General features: G+C 70.9%; 17 protein-coding genes. 8 read left to right on the forward strand and 9 right to left on the reverse strand.

Features of this window, described 5'->3' with window-relative positions:
* Positions 1 to 7 precede the first annotated feature (7 nt).
* Together BLW76_RS39260 and BLW76_RS39265 are read right to left on the reverse strand one after the other, a co-directional pair.
* Positions 8 to 817, reverse strand: a complete 810-nt coding sequence (locus BLW76_RS39260) for a carbohydrate ABC transporter permease (protein WP_091320433.1) — start codon at positions 815 to 817, stop codon at positions 8 to 10.
* A gap of 70 nt (positions 818 to 887) precedes the next feature.
* On the reverse strand, positions 888 to 1817 hold the full coding sequence (locus BLW76_RS39265) for a carbohydrate ABC transporter permease (RefSeq protein ID WP_167384883.1): 930 nt from the start codon (positions 1815 to 1817) through the stop codon (positions 888 to 890).
* A 111-nt stretch (positions 1818 to 1928) separates the two neighbouring features.
* Between BLW76_RS39265 and BLW76_RS39270 the strand changes: the two genes are divergently transcribed.
* Positions 1929 to 2981, forward strand: a complete 1053-nt coding sequence (locus BLW76_RS39270) for a substrate-binding domain-containing protein (protein WP_091317048.1) — start codon at positions 1929 to 1931, stop codon at positions 2979 to 2981.
* 726 nt (positions 2982 to 3707) lie between these two features.
* A complete protein-coding gene (locus BLW76_RS39280) occupies positions 3708 to 3890 on the forward strand; it encodes a hypothetical protein (RefSeq protein WP_091317050.1) in 183 nt (60 codons plus the stop codon).
* Here BLW76_RS39280 and BLW76_RS39285 read toward each other — a convergent pair.
* Complete coding sequence (locus BLW76_RS39285; RefSeq protein ID WP_208613476.1) at positions 3868 to 4503, reverse strand: DsbA family oxidoreductase; 636 nt, start codon at positions 4501 to 4503, stop codon at positions 3868 to 3870. The two genes, BLW76_RS39280 and BLW76_RS39285, sit on opposite strands and share 23 nt — an antisense overlap.
* Positions 4504 to 4633: 130 nt before the next feature.
* Here BLW76_RS39285 and BLW76_RS39290 point away from each other — a divergent pair, with 130 nt between their 5' ends.
* Both BLW76_RS39290 and bdeA read left to right on the forward strand, forming a co-directional pair.
* Positions 4634 to 5233, forward strand: coding sequence for a QsdR family transcriptional regulator (locus BLW76_RS39290; RefSeq protein WP_091317051.1), 600 nt, complete (start codon positions 4634 to 4636; stop codon positions 5231 to 5233).
* Between the two features lie 198 nt (positions 5234 to 5431).
* Positions 5432 to 6361, forward strand: a complete 930-nt coding sequence (gene bdeA, locus BLW76_RS39295) for a bis(hydroxyethyl) terephthalate hydrolase (protein WP_091317053.1) — start codon at positions 5432 to 5434, stop codon at positions 6359 to 6361.
* Here the strand turns inward: bdeA and BLW76_RS39300 are convergent.
* Positions 6358 to 7332 carry an NAD(P)-dependent alcohol dehydrogenase gene (locus tag BLW76_RS39300; protein WP_091317054.1) on the reverse strand — a complete coding sequence of 325 codons (975 nt, stop codon included), beginning with the start codon at positions 7330 to 7332 and terminating at the stop codon, positions 6358 to 6360. The genes bdeA and BLW76_RS39300 overlap by 4 nt on opposite strands.
* A 91-nt stretch (positions 7333 to 7423) precedes the next feature.
* On the opposite strand from BLW76_RS39300, the gene BLW76_RS39305 reads away from it, so the two are divergent.
* Both BLW76_RS39305 and BLW76_RS39310 read left to right on the forward strand, forming a co-directional pair.
* The gene (locus BLW76_RS39305) at positions 7424 to 8077 is read left to right on the forward strand and encodes a TetR/AcrR family transcriptional regulator (protein ID WP_091317056.1); all 654 of its coding nucleotides are present in this window, start codon (positions 7424 to 7426) and stop codon (positions 8075 to 8077) included.
* 45 nt (positions 8078 to 8122) lie between these two features.
* Entirely contained in the window at positions 8123 to 9115 is a 993-nt protein-coding gene (locus tag BLW76_RS39310) for an LLM class flavin-dependent oxidoreductase (protein ID WP_091317057.1), read from the forward strand.
* 1 nt (position 9116) lies between these two features.
* Here BLW76_RS39310 and BLW76_RS39315 read toward each other — a convergent pair whose 3' ends face one another.
* The 4 genes from BLW76_RS39315 to sigK all read right to left on the reverse strand — a co-directional run bounded on the left by BLW76_RS39315 (position 9117) and on the right by sigK (position 12640).
* Positions 9117 to 9788: a fasciclin domain-containing protein gene (locus BLW76_RS39315; protein ID WP_091320439.1), complete on the reverse strand. Its 672-nt coding sequence runs from the start codon at positions 9786 to 9788 to the stop codon at positions 9117 to 9119.
* A 92-nt stretch (positions 9789 to 9880) separates the two neighbouring features.
* Positions 9881 to 11374 (reverse strand): molybdopterin-dependent oxidoreductase, encoded by a 1494-nt coding sequence (locus BLW76_RS39320; protein WP_167384884.1) that lies wholly within the window; start codon positions 11372 to 11374, stop codon positions 9881 to 9883.
* Positions 11367 to 12047, reverse strand: coding sequence for an anti-sigma factor (locus BLW76_RS39325; RefSeq protein ID WP_091317059.1), 681 nt, complete (start codon positions 12045 to 12047; stop codon positions 11367 to 11369). Before BLW76_RS39325 ends, BLW76_RS39320 begins: the two co-directional genes overlap by 8 nt.
* Complete coding sequence (gene sigK, locus BLW76_RS39330; protein ID WP_091317061.1) at positions 12044 to 12640, reverse strand: ECF RNA polymerase sigma factor SigK; 597 nt, start codon at positions 12638 to 12640, stop codon at positions 12044 to 12046. The genes BLW76_RS39325 and sigK overlap by 4 nt, the downstream gene beginning before the upstream one ends.
* 320 nt (positions 12641 to 12960) lie before the next feature.
* Between sigK and BLW76_RS39335 the strand changes: the two genes are divergently transcribed.
* Both BLW76_RS39335 and BLW76_RS39340 read left to right on the forward strand, forming a co-directional pair.
* Positions 12961 to 13374: an SsgA family sporulation/cell division regulator gene (locus tag BLW76_RS39335; RefSeq protein WP_091317062.1), complete on the forward strand. Its 414-nt coding sequence runs from the start codon at positions 12961 to 12963 to the stop codon at positions 13372 to 13374.
* Positions 13375 to 13387: 13 nt separating this feature from the next.
* Positions 13388 to 14743, forward strand: coding sequence for a class I adenylate-forming enzyme family protein (locus BLW76_RS39340; protein ID WP_091317064.1), 1356 nt, complete (start codon positions 13388 to 13390; stop codon positions 14741 to 14743).
* On the opposite strand, the gene ilvD is transcribed toward BLW76_RS39340, so the two are convergent.
* The gene (gene ilvD / locus BLW76_RS39345) at positions 14722 to 16413 is read right to left on the reverse strand and encodes a dihydroxy-acid dehydratase (RefSeq protein WP_091317065.1); all 1692 of its coding nucleotides are present in this window, start codon (positions 16411 to 16413) and stop codon (positions 14722 to 14724) included. The genes BLW76_RS39340 and ilvD overlap by 22 nt on opposite strands.
* Positions 16414 to 16486: the final 73 nt, after the last annotated feature.

The raw sequence follows: 16486 nt of genomic DNA on the forward strand, positions 1-16486 counted from the left end.
CGGCGGGTTACTGCTTCACGCTTCCGGCGCTCAGCCCGGACTGCCAGAACCGTTGCATGAGCAGGAAAGCGACGACTAGGGGGATGATCGTGATCAGCGACCCGGTGAGGACCAGGTTGAAGATCGGCTGGGCGCCGGCGCCGTTGGCCTGGGCGCTCCACTGGTTGAGCCCGACGGTCAGCGGGTACCACTTCGGTTCGCTGAGCATGATCAGCGGCAGGAAGTAGTTGTTCCACGTCTGCACCATCGTGAACAGCGAGACCGTGATGATCCCGGGGACCAGCTGGCGCAGCGTCACGGTGAGGAAGATCCGGATCTCGCCCGCGCCGTCGATCCGCGCGGCTTCCAGGAGCTCGTCGGGGATGGCGTCGGCGGCGTAGACCCAGATCAGGTACAGGCCGAACGGGCTGATCAGCGACGGGATGAGGACCGCCCACGGCGTGTTGGTCAGCCCCATCTTGCTGAACATCAGGAACGTCGGCACGGCCAGCGCGGTCGGCGGCACGGCCACGGCCCCGAGGACGACGGCGAACACGCCGCGGCGGCCGGGGAAGCGGTACTTGGCCAGCCCGTAGCCCGCGGCCGTGGCGAGGATCGTCGCGCCACCGGCGCCGACCACGACGTAGAGCAGGGTGTTCCCGAGCCAGCGGAAGAAGATGCCGTCGTTGTAGGTGAACGTCTGGCCGATGTTGTCGAACAGCGCGAACGTGCCGCCGAGGGACAGCCCCGACGTCGAGAACAGGTCCGGCTGGGTCTTGGACGCGTTGATCACCAGCCACGCCAGGGGAACCAGGGTGTAGATCAGGTAGAGCGCCATGAAGCCGGTGAGGACACGCGACTTGCGGGGCTTGGTCACGGAGAACTGTGTCTTTGAAAGTACAGCCACGTCACATCTCCTTCCGGGAGCCGCGCAGCTGCACGACGTAGGCGATGACCGCGGTGATCACGCCCATCACGATCGCGACGGCGGCGGAGTAGTTGTATTGCTGCCCGTTGAAGGAAAGGTTGTAGGCGTACATGTTCGGCGTGTAGTTCGTGACGATCATGTTCGGCACGAGGTTGCGCATGATGTTCGGCTCGTTGAACAGCTGGAAGCTGCCGATGATCGAGAAGATCGTGGCGACCACGATGGCGCCCCGGATCGCGGGGAGCTTGACGGACAGGATCGTGCGGAACGTGCCGGCGCCGTCGATCGCGGCCGCCTCGAACAGCTCCTTGGGGATCACCTTCAGCGCGGAGTAGAAGATGAGCATGTTGTAGCCGACGAACTCCCACGTGACGACGTTGCCGATCGACGTGAGCAGCCAGTTCTGCGACAGCGGCTTGATCGCGTCGGTGCCGAACAGGTGGTTGAGGTCGGCCGCGAGTCCGAAGTGGTCACCGTAGATGAAGCCCCACATCAGCGCGGCGACGACGGCGGGGACCGCGTACGGCAGGAAGATCACGATCCGGAAGAACCCGGCGGCGTGCAGCCGCGCGCTGTCGATCGCCAGCGCGGCGATCAGCGCGAGCACCAGCATGATCGGCACCTGCACGACGAGGAACACCAGCACCCGCTGGAAGGCGTCCCAGAACTTCGGGTCGCCGAACACCTGGAGGTAGTTGTCGGCGCCGACGAACACCGTGCCGCCGAAGAAGGCCTGGTCCCGGTAGAGGCTGAGCACGAACGCGTACACAACCGGCGCGATGAAGGCCAGCGCGAACACGACCATGAAGGGGGCGACGAAGAGCCAGCCCCGCCATTTCCGCCGCGGCCGGCGGGCCGCGGGCGCCCGGCGCGAAGGCACCGGGGCGGGCGGAGCCGCTGTGGACGTCATCGTCTCTCCGAGTGATCGCGTGCGCCGGGTCTGGACCCGGCGCGATGTTTACGTCAACATGGACGGCCGCAGAGTAACGTGTTGACGTAAACATGTCCAGGACACCAAGGAGTGACCGTGCCGCGCCAGACAGCGACGTCATCCGCACCCGGCCCCGCGCGGCGCCGGGGCCCGTCGATGGCGGACGTCGCCCGCGAGGCGGGGGTGTCGGGCCAGACGGTTTCCCGGGTGGCGAACGGGAAGACGAACGTCGACGACGCCACCCGCGAGCGCGTCCTGGACGCGATGCGGCGGATCGGCTACCGGCCCAACAGCGCGGCCCGCGCCCTGCGCAACGGCCAGTTCCGCAGCATCGGCGTGATCATTTCGGCCCTCCCGACGTTCGGCAACAGCAGAACCCTCGACGCCATCGCGGCGGCGGTCGTCCCGGAGGGCTTTTCGATCATCCTGATGCCGGTGACGCGCCCGACGCAGGGCGAGGTGACGGGCGCGTTCAGCACGTTGAACGAGCAGGCCGTCGACGGCGTCATCATCCTCATCGAGCAACACCAGCTCGACCAAAGCGAGATCGAACTGCCACACGGGCTCCCGGTGGTGGTGATCGACTCGAGCGCCCGCTACGACTACCCGGTGGTGGACAACGACCAGGCGGACGGCGCCGCCCGGGCGACGAGCCACCTGCTGTCGCTGGGGCACTCGACGGTCTGGCACATCGCGGGACCGCCCCAGTCGTATTCGGCCGAGCGACGCCGGAAGTCGTGGCAGGCCACTTTGGAGCGGGCAGGTTGTGCGGTCCCACCGGTCCTGGTCGGCGACTGGTCGCCGGAATCGGGCTACCAGGCGGGCCTCCGCCTGGCGGCGGACCCCTCGGTGACGGCGGTGTTCGCGGCGAACGACCAGATGGCACTGGGCTTGTTGCGGGCGTTGCACGAGTCCGGCCGCGCGGTGCCGGCTTCGGTGAGCGTGGTGGGCTTCGACGACATGGAGGAGTCGGCCCACTTCTGGCCGCCGTTGACGACGATCCGCCAGTCGTTCGAGGCGGTGGGCCGGCACGCGGTGAAGGCCCTGCTGGCGGAGATCGAGACCGGCACCGAGGCCGGCGAACCGGTGTTGCTGCCGACGGAACTGGTGGTCCGGTCGAGCACGGCACCGCCACCCGCCTGACCCGAAACTGTCGGTGCCTTTCGGTAGTGTGGAAAACGGGGGGCGCCCCCGCGGGCCGGGCCTCGCACGTCGTGATCGGGTGGGCAGCACCGGTGTCCGGCCGGGCATGTCACGTGATTGGGCGGGCATCACGTGTGATCAGAACGGCATCACTCGTGATTGAGCGGGCATCGGCGCGATGCCCCGGCGATCACGCGTGTCGCCCCGCCAATCACGAGTGATGCCCCTTCAATCACGCGAGATGCCTCTCCGATCACGGGAACCGACCCTTCGGGTATGCGAGACGACCGGGTCGGTGCGCGAGGGGCGCGCGAGCAACTAGCCGGGTCGGTGCGCAAAGCGGGCGAACGGCCGGGATCCGCGATGCCGGCGGGAAGCAGCGAGGCGACCAAGCCGCGGGTGAGGTGACCGGGTTCGCGACCGGCGACGGTAAGAAGGCAGGGCGAGCTGCCCCTGAGGCGGGGCGAGGTCCGCGAAAGGCGACGGCGGGCAGCCAGGCGGGTGGGTTCCAAACGCGCGGCGGGCAGCTGGGCGGGTGGGTTCCAAACGCGCGGCGGGCAGCTGGGCGGGTGGGGCCGAGCGCGCGGGCGGGTGGGCGTGGGCGCGAACGAGCCGTTTCAGGCGGGCGGGGCGGGGGCATTACCGGCCACCAAGCCGGAAACCCCGGTACCCCCAACGTCCCAGTGGTGTGGACCGTTCGGCCCCACCCACGGAAACGAGGCCGTCATGCTTGCCATTCTCGCCGCCGTTCTCTTCGGGCTTGCCCTGCTCATGGAGCTGGCCGGGTTCGGGCTGGGGCCCGTGATCACCACCGGGACGCTCACCACCGCCGGGTTGCTTTGTGTTGCTCTGCACCTGGCCGGGGTGGCCACCGATCGGTCGCGGTTCAGCCGGCGGCGGCGTCGCTGACGCGCCTCAGCACCTGGGCGAACACCTCCGGCGACTGGGCTCCCGCCACGCCGAACCGCTGGTCGATCACGAAGAACGGGACACCGGACGCGCCGAGGGCGCGGGCCTGCTCGCCGTCCGCCGCCACCTCTGCTTCGTATGCGTCGGACTCGAGGACCGCTCGTGCCTCGGCTGCATCCAGTCCCGCTTCCGTGGCCAGTGTGACCAGGGAATCGTGGTCGAACAGGGACCGCCGCTCGGTGAAGTGGGCCGCGTAGAACCGGTCGACGACCGCGTCGGCCATGCCGTGCTCGGCCGCGAGGTGGACCAGGCGGTGGCCGTCGACCGTGTTGCCCATGTGGACGCCGTCGAGGTGGTACTCGAGGCCGTCGGCGGCCGCGCGGTGCTCCATGTCGGCTTCCATCGCGTCCGCTTCTTCCAGTGTGCGGCCGTACTTCTCGGCGAGCACCTCGCGCGTCGGCCGGGACGTGCCGCGCGGGAACGACGGGTCCAGCTGGAACGAGTGGTGCACCACCTCGACGTCGACACCCACCTCGGCGACCGCCCGCTCGAAGCGGCGTTTGCCGAGATAGCACCAGGGACAGACCAGATCGGACCAGATGTCTACGCGCACGAACCCACGCTAACCGAAGGGGCGCCGCGCACTTCAAGGTAACCGGACCCCACCTGCGGACTGTGACATCCGGGGCTTCGCCCCGAGCCGGGGACTCCGCCACCCGGACCCCCGAAGCTAGGGTGAACCGGTGACCGTCTCGACCGACGACATCGTCCGGCACGCGGCCCGGCTGCTGATGGCCGGGACGCGCCTCGACCTCGGGCGGATGGCGGCCGAGCTCGGGATCTCGCGCACCACCTTCTTCCGCCGCGTCGGCAACCGCGACGACCTCATGGGCGCCGCGCTGCGGCTGCTGTCCGAACGGACCTGGCAGCGGGCGCTCGACGGCTGGCGCGCCCAGCACGGCGACGCCGTCCGGTCGCCGGACGGCCGCCTGCGCTGCCTGTGGGTCATGGAGGCCTACCGCCGCGAAGTCGCCGCCAGCGAAGGGATGCGCAAGCTGATCGAGGCGGAGTCGGCGATCGCCCTCCGCGTGCTGACCGACCCGCGCGGCGCCGTCCAGCCCGGACTGGTCGACGCGCACGTCGAACTCTTCCGGGCCGACGTCGGCGCGGCCGGACTGGCCCCGCTCGTGGGACTGCCGGACCTGGCCTTCGCGGTGGTGCGGCTCGGCGAGTCGTTCCTCTACTCCGACGTCCTCGCCGCCCGCTCGGTGGACCTCACCGTTGCGACGACGCTGGTCGACACCCTCGTGCGCGGCGCCCTGGAACCGGTGCGCGTGCACTGAGCGACCGCACAGTTCGTCAGACCACTCCCCCATTCGGAGGATGTGGAACATTTCGCCAAGGTGTTTCATAGGCGTCGGGACAGCGGTTACCCCGTACCCCACCCGCGGCACGTGTTCCTGTTGCCGTGCACCAGTTCTGCCGATCCGCCCGTCTGTGTCCGGGCGCGCTTTCGCCTGCCCGGGGAAAGAGAGCGATCCATGTCCGCACTCACGAGCCCGCCGACGACGTCCGGCTCGCGTGAGAAAATTTCCCGCCGCCGTGGGTGGCGCGCCAAGACCGCCGGCGTCGTGCTGGCCGCTCTGGCGCTGACCACCGCGGTCGCCGCACCGGCGCCCGCCGCCGCGAACCCCTACGAGCGGGGGCCCGACCCGACCACGGCCAGCATCGAAGCCTCGCGCGGCTCGTTCGCGACGAGCACCGTGACCGTGTCGCGGCTGGCCGTCTCCGGCTTCGGCGGCGGCACGATCTACTACCCGACGACCACGACCGCCGGCACGTTCGGCGCGATCTCGATCGCGCCCGGCTTCACCGCCACCCAGTCGAGCATGGCCTGGCTGGGCCCGCGCCTGGCCTCGCAGGGCTTCGTGGTGTTCACCATCGACACGATCACCACCTCCGACCAGCCCGACAGCCGCGGCCGGCAACTGCTGGCTTCGCTGGACTACCTGACGCAGCAAAGCAGTGTCCGCTCGCGCATCGACAGCAGCAGGCTCGGCGTCGTCGGGCACTCCATGGGTGGTGGCGGCACGCTCGAAGCGGCCCGCTCCCGGCCGTCGCTGCAGGCCGCGGTGCCCCTGACCGGCTGGAACCTGACGAAGAACTGGTCGACGCTGCGGGTGCCGACGCTGGTTGTCGGGGCGCAGTCGGACACCATCGCGCCGGTGGCTTCGCACTCGATCCCGTTCTATACGAGCCTCCCGTCCACACTGGACCGTGCGTACCTCGAACTGCGCGGCGCCAGCCACTTCGCGCCGAACACCTCCAACACGACGATCGCGAAGTACACGCTGTCCTGGCTCAAGCGCTTCATCGACAACGACACGCGGTACGAGCAGTTCCTCTGCCCCATCCCGAGCAGCAGCCTGTCCATTTCGGACTACCGCGGCAACTGCCCGCACAACGGCTAGGCACCGGGCACGCCGAGGGTCACGACGATCTTGCCCTTGGCGTGCCCGGTTTCCGAGTACGCGAACGCGGCACGCAGGTCGTCGAACGGGTAGCTCCGGTCGACGATCGGCGTGACCGCGCCGCGCTCCACGAAAGCCGCCAGCTCGCGGAGGACCGCTGCCTTGTCCGGGCAGGCCACGGCGTCCGCGAGCACGACCCGCCGGCGTGCTATCCACCCGGACACCAGGGCCGCGAAGACGTGGCCCGCGGGCTGGATCCACCGCCCTGCCGGGCCGCCGACGGCGACGAAAGTCCCGTCCCGTGCGAGCACCCGACGGCAGGCGAACACCGACCTGCTGCCGGCGACGTCCAGCACGACGTCGTAGCGGTGGCCGCTGCGGGTGAAGTCCTCCGTGCGGTAGTCGAAAACCCGCTCCGCGCCGAGCGAGCGCACCAAGGAGGTGTTGGTGCTCACCGCGTCGACCTCGGCGCCGAGCGCCCGAGCCAGCTGGACGGCGAACGTGCCGACTCCGCCGGAAGCGCCGTTGACCAGCACCCGCTGCCCGGCTTCGACACCCCGCAGGGCCAGCAGCGCCGTGACGGCCGCCATCGGCATCGCCGCCGCCTGCTCGTGGGTGAGGTTCGACGGCATCGGCGCGAGCAGCTCCTCGCGCACGCGGACGTACTCGGCGTGCGCGCCCCGCGGCAGCAGCGCGTAGACGTCTTCGCCGGGCGAGAACCGGGCGCCGGCCGTCACGACGCGGCCCGCCAGGTCGCACCCGAGGACGCCCACCGGTGGACGGCGGCCGAAGCCGCCGGGCATCAGGCGGGCCACGTAGGGCTCGCCTCTCAGGAAGTGCCAGTCGTACGGGTTGACCGATGTGGCGTGCACCCGCACCAGCACCTCACCCGCCGCCGGCACGGGATCCGGGACATCTTCCCAGGTCAAGCCCTCCGCCGACCCATACGCACGCTGAACCAGAGCCTTCATCACCACTCCCTTACGTTGTAAGTCGTACGTCGTAAGGTACGCCGTACACCGTAAGAACGTCAACGCCGCCTTACCTTGTACGATCTTGTGGGTGACAACCGACGCGCGGATGCCCCTGAGCCGCGAGCGCGTCCTGCGCGCGGCCGTCGACCTCGCGGACGAACACGGGTTACGAGCGCTGACCATGCGCCGGCTCGCCGAAGAGCTCGGCGCCGAGGCGATGTCGCTCTACTACCACGTCGCCAAGAAAGAGGACGTGCTCGACGGCATCGTCGACGTCGTGGCCGGCGAGATCAACGAGGCCGTCGCCCGCGTCGAGCCGTTGCCGGACTGGAAGGCGTCGGTGCGGCTGCGGATCCTGGCGGCGCGGCAGGTGTTCCTCCGGCACCGCTGGGCGCCGGCCCTGTTCGAGACGCGGTCGTCGACGAGCGCCGAGGTCCTGCGCTACTACGACACCCTGGTCGGCCTGCTGCGCGACGGCGGGTTCTCCTACGACCTGGTGCACCACGCGCTGCACGCGCTCGGCAGCCGCGCGCTCGGGTTCAGCCAGGAGCCGTTCGACCCGAGCGCCGGCGAGCCTGCCGTGGGGCCGGTGGACCTGTCCTGGCAGCTGCCGAACCTGGCCGGGATGCTGAGCGAGATCGCCCACGACGACCCGGATTCGACCCTGGGCTGGTGCGACGACCAGGCCGAGTTCGAGTTCGGCCTCGACCTCATCCTCGACGGCCTCGACCGGCTGCGGTAGTCCACCAGGTGGGACTCCCCCGGGCACGGGGGCAAAATCGGAACCGTGTCACGACCACTGCGGAAGCTCGGCTTCCTCACCATCGGCCTGTTCGACGCGGCCGACCCGCGCCGGGGCCACGAATCGACGCTGGAGATCATCGAGCTGGGTGAACGGCTCGGGTTCGACAGCGCCTGGGTGCGCCACCGGCACCTCCAGTACGGCATCTCCTCGCCGGTCGCGGTGCTGGCCGCCGCGTCGCAGCGGACGAGCCGGATCGACCTCGGCACCGCCGTGATCCCGCTCGGCTGGGAGAACCCGCTGCGGCTGGCCGAGGACCTCGCCACCGTCGACCTGCTCTCCGGCGGGCGGCTCAACCCCGGCCTCAGCGTCGGCCCGCCGATGCGCTGGGACGACGTCAAGCACGCCCTCTACCCGGACACCGCCGAGGCCGAGAACTTCTCCTACGACCGCGTGCAGCGGCTGCTGGACTTCGTGCGCGGCGAACCGGCCACCGGCTTCAGCGGGACGCAGGGGTTCGAGGTGTTCTCCGACCGCGTCCAGCCGCAGGCGCCGGGGCTCGGCGACCGCCTCTGGTACGGCGGCGCGAGTCTGCGCTCGGCGGAGTGGGCGGGCAAGCACCGGATGAACTTCCTGACCAGCAGCGTGGTCAAAGCCGAAGGCGAGAGCACGGACTTCGCCGAAATCCAGCTCTCGCACATCCGGACCTTCCGCGAGCACCACCCCGCCGGCCGCATCTCCCAGGGCCTGGTCGTGATCCCCACCGACAGCGCCACGCCGGAACAGCGCGCCAAGTACGAGGCGTACGCCGAAAAACGGCTGCCCCGCACCGCGGAACCGCAGGGTCCCGCGCGGATGCTGTTCTCCCCCGACTTCGTCGGCACGTCCGCGGAGATCGCCGAGCGGTTGCACGAACACCAGGCGTTCCGCGAGATCGACGAGGTGGCTTTCGCCCTGCCGTTCACCTTCGAGCACGAAGACTACGTGCAGATCCTCACCGACATCGCGGAACGCCTGGGCCCCCTGCTGGGACGCTAGATCACTTGTTCGTGCCCGGCGTCAGCACCTTGTCGATCACGAAGACCGTGGCGTTCTTGGTGGGGATGTTGCCGCACAGGACCTTCGCGCCGTTGATCGTCATGTTCTCGCCGGAGCCCTCGATCTTCACCGGGCCACCGGCGGTGTTCAGCGTGTCGACCGAGCCCGCGGCGGTGAGACCCGTGGCGTCGTAGCGCTTGCCGACGACGTGGTACTGCAGGATCGGCGCCAGCTCGGCGGGCTTGCCGGCGAGCTCGTTGAACTTGGCGTCGCCCAGTGCGGCGAACGCCGGGTCGGCCGGCGCGAAGACCGTGATGGCCTCCTGGCTGTTCAGCGTGTCGACCAGGTTGGTGGCCTTGACCGCGGCCACCAGCTTGGTCAGCAGCGGGTTGGTCGACGCCGCCGAGGCGACCGGCTGCGGGCCCATCGAGTCCAGCGAACCGGGCGCGGAGCCCTGCGGCAGCTGCGAACAGGCCGGGCCGAAGACGTCGGCGTTGGTGGTCACGCCGTTGCCGGCACCGGCCGCCATGGTGGACGACGTCGCGGGCGCCGGCGGGGTCATCGAGCTGCTGCTGGAGCCACCCGACGAAGCGGTGTCGCTCCCGCTGCACGCGGTCAGCGAAAGGGCGGCGACGGCGGCGACGCCGATTCCGGCGACACGGAGCTTGGTCACGAAAATCACTCCCATAAACGGCTGAGAACTGCTTCTTGCCCTGGATTCGGAACTGCAGGGAAACCGGATTGCCCCCATTCGGGTGATCCGGGTCACCGAGCCGTGAAGGCGATGCTGTGCCACCCGGTCGCGCCGTCCGGAACGGTTCCGGCGCGCGTTTCCGTCTGCGTGTACCCTCTTTTGTCGGTCGCCCGGCAGACGACCTGGTGACCACCGGGGGCGACGTCGAACTCGAGCCACCACATGCGCCAGGTTTCGACGTTGACTTCCGCCGACAGCATGGCTTCCCGCCACGGTCCGTTGTCCATGCGCAGCTCGACCTTGGCGATCCCGGTGTGCTGCGCCCAGGCGATCCCGGTGACCCGCACCTTCCCCGAAGAAACGGTTTCAAACCCCTTCGGCGTATCGATGCGCGATTGTGTCTTGATCGGCGCTTCCCGACCCCACCCGCGTTTCAGCCAATACGCCTGCCGCGCGGCCCAGGTCGTGACTTCGAGGTCGGTCACCCATTTCGTGGCGGACACGTACCCGTACAGGCCGGGAATGACCAGCCGGGCCGGAAAACCGTGCTCGATCGGCAGCGGCTCGCCGTTCATGCCGATGGCGAGCATGGCCCCGCGCGAAGAGTCCATTACCGCCGCGATCGGGCTGCCCGACGTCCAACCGTCCACACTGGACGAGAAGAGCTGTTCCGCGCCGGGCCGCACCCCGGCCTCGTCGAGCAGGTCGGCCAGGTCGACGCCGACGAAGTTCGCGGTGGAGACGTAGGTGCCGCCGACTTCGTTGGACACGCAGGTCATCGTGATCGTGCGTTCCACCAGCGGCCGGTTCCGGATGTCGGCGTAGCGGTACCGGATCTCGCGGTCGACCAGCCCGTGCAGCCGCAGGCTCCAGTCCTCGGCCCGCACCTGCGGCACGGTCAAGGCGGTGTCCACGCGGTAGAAGCGGTCGTTGCGGGTCAGGAACGGCGGCGTGCCCAGCTTCGCGAAGTCGGCGTCGGCCGGGATCATCGGCGCGGTCCGCGCCGGCACGAGCCGCCCGACCGCCTCGCGCGACGACGCCGCGTCCCGGCGGCCGGCGAGCAGCTGCCCGCCGAGCCCGGCGAGCCCGGCTCCCGCGGCGACCCCGGCCAGCAGCACCGTCCGGCGCGAGGTGTCCGGGGCGACGTCGAGCCGGTGCAGGAAGGCGAACGTCCCGGCCCCGGTGACCAGGCTCGCCAGCGGGGCGAGCAGCGCGACCGCGTCGAGGTCCGGCCGCGCATACACCGCGGCGAGGCCGACGAGCCCGAAGCCGGTGATCACCACCAGCCCCGGCACCGGCGTGCGCCGGGACAGCAGGCCCGCCACCGCCGCCACGACCACCATGACCACGGCCATCCCGGACAGCAGCACGAGCTTGTCGTACGTGCCGAACGTGCGGACCGCGAAGTCCTTGAGCCACACCGGAGTCAGGTCGATGGCACCGTTGCCGACCGCCAGGTACGGCGACGCGTTGACGCCGACGAACCCGGCGACCAGGTGCCCCGCCGCCAGGGCCGCGGCGAGCGCCAGGACGCCGATCAGGGCCGCCCGCCACCGGCTAAGCAAGGGAGATCCTGGTGACGGCGGGGGTCGTCGGGCCGGGCGAACCACCGGCCGGCTCGACGGTGATCCCGATCCGGTCGACGTCCGGCGGGAGGTCGGCCACCAGCATCCGCTGCGACGGCTCGGCCGTCATCAGCCCGGCCGACCGCGCGCCACCGGGGCCGATCAGCCACACCTGGTAGACGTGGCCGGCGTCGAGCGCGGGCAGGTCCGACGCGAGCAGCACGGCCTGGTGCCGGCTGCGCGAGACGACGAGCGTGGCGTGGCCCTGGCCGGTCCCCTCGATCGCGGCCGCGTCCGGCGCGCCCAGCACCGGGTCGACGGGCGCCGGCGTCCTGGCGACGCCGAGGACGACCGCCACCACGGCCGCGGCGGCCGCCCCGAACAGCGACACGCGCAGCTGCCACGTCTTGGCGCGGCTCAGCCGGCGGGTCACCGGCACCTTCGGCGGCAGCTGGCGGGTGCGGGCGACGTCGGCGAGCACCAGCGGCTTCAGCGACGGCGGCGGGTCCACCGCGGCGGCCACGGCCAGCCGCGCGCCGGTCGCCCGCAGCTCCGCGACCTCCTGGCGGCAGGCCGCGCAGCGGCCGAGGTGCCGTTCGAACTCGGCGCGGTCCACATCGGACACCGCGTCCAGTGCGTAGGCCCCGGTCAGCGTGTGCAGCTCGGCGGTCATCGGTCCACCCCCAGGCAGTCGCGCAGCCGGATCAGGCCGTCCCGGATGCGGGTCTTGACCGTGCCCGGCGCGACCTGCAGCACCTCGGCGACCTCGGGGTAGGTGTAGCCGTTGTAGTAGGCCAGCACGATCGACTCGCGCTGCAGGTCGGTGAGCGCGGCCAGGCACTGCCGCACCCGCTGCTGCTCCAGGCCGGCCAGCGCGGACTCGGTGACCTCGTCGAACGGCCGCCGCACGTCCATCAGGCCGGCCCGCTCCTCGCGGTCGACGCCGGCCTGGTGCGCCCGCACGCGGTCGACGGCCCGGCGGTGGGCGATGGTCAGCACCCACGACAGCGCGCTGCCGCGCTCCGGCTCGTACCGCGCGGCCTTGCGCCACACCTCCACCAGCACCTCCTGCGCCACTTCCTCGGCCTGCGCGTGACTGCGCAGCACGCGCGTCGCCAGGCCGAGCACCGGACCGGCGACGAGGTCGTAGAGCGACGCGAACGCCGTCTCGTCGCCCGCCGCCACCCGCCGGAGCAGCTCTTCGGCGCTCGGCGCCGTCGCCGGTGCCTCGTCCGGTGGCAGCCGCAGCCGCCCACGCTCACCCATGCCCGACCCTCCAGTCACCCCTGACTCGTGGTGGGGTTCGCGGCCGGACGGCGGCCCGGACTGGTGTGCGGTGGCGCTTCCCACCCGGACGGCCCAAATCCGGCGCCGGGACCCATCCGGCGGCGGCGCGGCTCCGAATGCCTGTCACCATCGGTCACGGTCCGTGAGGGAGTTGCCCGTTCGGCCACGCTGCCGGTGACCTCGGACACTTCTTGATCACCCTCGCGTGTGAAAGTTTTTCGGAACGCTGGGCGTTGAACTGACTATGGGTTATCCCTGGAAGCAGCGGAAGTTAACCGACGAGTAGCAAAGGGGCCACCATGGCCGACCCGCACACCGTGACCAGCGCCAGCATCGACTTCGCCCTGCGCACCTTCGGGGCCGGGCCGCGACCGGTGCCGGCCGAGCTGGAGTACGACACCCGCGACCCGTACGCGGTCGCCGTGGTGCTGCACGCCGGCCCGAGCGCGGTCCGGTGGCTCTTCGGCCGCGACCTCCTGGCCGACGGCCTGCTCGCCCGCTGCGGCGACGGCGACGTGCGCATCGGCCCGGCCGGCGACCCCGCGCTGGTCGTCGTGGAGCTGAGCTCCCCGGACGGCGCCGCGGTGCTCGAAGCGCCCGCGAAGGAGATCGCGGCCTTCCTCGACCGCACCTACGACGTCATCCCGGCCGGCAGCGAGAGCGACTGGTTCGACTTCGACGAGGAACTGGCGAAGTTGTCCTACCAGGACTAGATACCGTCCCCGGGTGAGCTTCTTCCTGACGAAGGTCCTCGCCGCCCTCGACGACGGCGGTGACCGCCCGCTCTTCGTCCAAGACGGCGTCACCACCTACCACCAGGCCCGCGACCGGCTGCGCCGCCTGCACGGCGGCTTGGGCGACGCCGAAACCGTCGCGATCGACCTGCGCAACCGGCCCGAGACGGTCCTCGTCCAGCTGGCCGCCCTCCTGCGCGGCGCGACCGTGCTCCTGGTCCCGGCCTCGGCGCCGACGCAGCAGCGGCTCGCCGCGGCCCGTGGCGCCACCGTCGTCACCGACCGCCCGCACGACTGGCCCGCGGGCGACGTCCGCACCCTCGACGAACTCGACGCCGAACCCGCGCCGCTGCACCCGCCGGAGACCGTCCACCTCCTCTTCCCCACCGGCGGCACCACCGGCACCCCCAAGCTCATCCGCCACAGCGGCATCTACGACGGCATGGCGCACATCTTCACGCCGTCGCCGGACGGCCCGGGCCGCACGCTGCTGGTCGCCCCGATGACGCACATGACCGGCAACGCCACCGTGCTCGGCGCGCTGCTGCGGCAGGACACCGTGGTCGTCCACGACGGTTTCGACGCGGGAGCCGTGCTTGACGCGATCGAAACGCACCGGATCGACACGCTCTCGCTCACGCCGCCGCGGCTGGCCGCCGTCCTGGACCACCCGAAGCGCCCGGAGACCGACCTGACCAGCGTCCGCTCGCTCTCCCTCGGCGCCGCGCCGCTGCCGCCGCACCGGCTCGCCCAGGCGCTCGAGGTCTTCGGCCCGGTCGTCGGCCAGGGCTACGGCCTCACCGAGGCGCCGATGATCGCGAGCATCTCCGCCGCCGAACTGCTCGACCGCCCCCAACGGCTGGGCTCGGTCGGCCGGATCGTGCCGGGCATGGAAGCCCGCATCACCGATGACGGCGAGGTCGAGGTGCGCGGACTGTCCATGATGGACGGTTACCTCGGCGGCCCCGGCATCGGCGCGGGCTGGCTGCGCACCGGCGACCTCGGCCGCTTCGACGACGAGGGTTACCTCTACCTGCTCGACCGCGCCGACGACGTCGTCGTGGTCGGTGAGCACGGCACGAAGGTCGCCACCACCGTCGTCGAGAACGCGCTGGCGACGCACCCGGCGGTGCGGAGCGCGGCCGTCTTCGGCCACGGCGATCGCCTGCACGCCGTCGTCGTCGCGACGAGCGCGGTGACAGCGGACGACCTGCGGGCGCACGCCCGGGAGATCTTCGGCCAGGAGCACTACGTCCCGGCGGCCGTGGACTTCGTCGCCGCGCTGCCGCTCACCGACGTCGGCAAGGTCGACAAGCGCGCCCTCGCTCAGCTCGTGACGGCCCCGTAGGACGACGACCGCACCAGCTTCACGTACTTGCCGAGGACGCCCTCTCCGAACTTGTTCGGCAACGGCTCCCAGCCCTCGCGGCGCCGGGCCAGCTCGGCGGCGTCGACCAGCAGGTCGATGCTGCGGGCCTTGATGTCGACGGCGATCCGGTCGCCGGTGCGGACGAACGCGATCGGCCCGCCGTCGACCGCCTCGGGCGCGACGTGGCCGATGCAGAGCCCGGTGGTGCCGCCGGAGAACCGCCCGTCGGTCAGCAGCAGGACGTCCTTGCCGAGCCCGGCGCCCTTGATCGCCGCGGTGATCGCCAGCATCTCCCGCATGCCCGGGCCGCCCTTGGGGCCTTCGTAGCGGATGACCACGACGTCACCGGCCTCGATCCGGCCCTCGTTCAGCGCCGCCATCGCCTCCTGCTCACGCTCGAACACGCGCGCCGGGCCCTCGAAGTTGGCCGTGTCGAAGCCCGCGGACTTCACGACCGCGCCCTCGGGCGCGAGCGAGCCGCGCAGGATGGTGATGCCGCCGGTTGGGTGCAGCGGGTTGTCCAGGCCGCGCAGGACTTCGCCGTCGATCGGGTCGGGGTCGAGCTCGGCGAGGTTCTCGGCGACCGTGCGGCCGGTGACGGTGAGCGCGTCGCCGTGGATCAGGCCCTCGTCGAGCAGGGCCTTCATCAGCACCGGGATGCCGCCGTGGCGGTCGATGTCGTTCATGACGTACTTGCCGAACGGCTTCAGGTCGCCCAGGTGCGGGACGCGGTCGCCCACCCTGTTGAAGTCGTCGAGGGTGAGCGAAACCTTGGCTTCGTGCGCGATGGCCAGCAGGTGCAGCACCGCATTGGTCGAACCACCGAGGGCCATCACGACGGTGATGGCGTTCTCGAACGCCTCGCGCGTGAGGATGTCCCGCGCGGTGATGCCCTTTTCGAGCAGCCCGACCACGGCCTCCCCGGACAGGTGGGCGTAGTGGTCGCGGCGGCGGTCCGCGGACGGCGGCGCGGCCGACCCCGGCATGCTCATCCCCATCGCCTCGGCGGCCGACGCCATCGTGTTCGCGGTGTACATGCCGCCGCAGGCGCCTTCACCGGGGCAGATGGCGCGTTCGATCCGGTCGAGGTCGGCGGTGCCGAGACGGCCGGCCCGGCACGCGCCGACCGCCTCGAAGGCGTCGATGAGCGTGACGTCCTTCTCGGTGCCGTCGGTGAGCTTCACCCAGCCGGGGGCGATCGTGCCCGCGTAGAGGAACACCGAGGCGAGGTCGAGTCGCGCGGCGGCCATCAGCATGCCGGGCAGGGACTTGTCGCAGCCGGCGAGGAGTATCGAGCCGTCGAGCCGCTCGGCCTGCATGACCGTCTCGACCGAGTCGGCGATGACCTCGCGGGACACCAGCGAGAAGTGCATGCCGTCGTGGCCCATCGAGATGCCGTCGGACACCGAGATCGTGCCGAACTGCAGCGGGTAGCCGCCGGCCGCGTGCACGCCTTCCTTCGACGCCTGCGCCAGCCTGTCCAGCGACAGGTTGCACGGCGTGATCTCGTTCCACGAGCTGGCGACGCCGATGATCGGTTTCGTCCAGTCGCCGTCGCCCATCCCGACCGCGCGCAGCATGCCTCTGGCGGGCGCGGCCTCGATCCCGTCGGTCACCGTGCGGCTGCGGGGCTTGGGGTCGATCGTCATCGCAGGCCTCCGATACGACGTTCGGGCGCTGGTCATGTTACCAACGCCCGCGCGGTCCGCTGGCCGGAACGAT

The organism is Amycolatopsis tolypomycina (assembly GCF_900105945.1).
GTDB classification, from domain to species: domain Bacteria; phylum Actinomycetota; class Actinomycetes; order Mycobacteriales; family Pseudonocardiaceae; genus Amycolatopsis; species Amycolatopsis tolypomycina.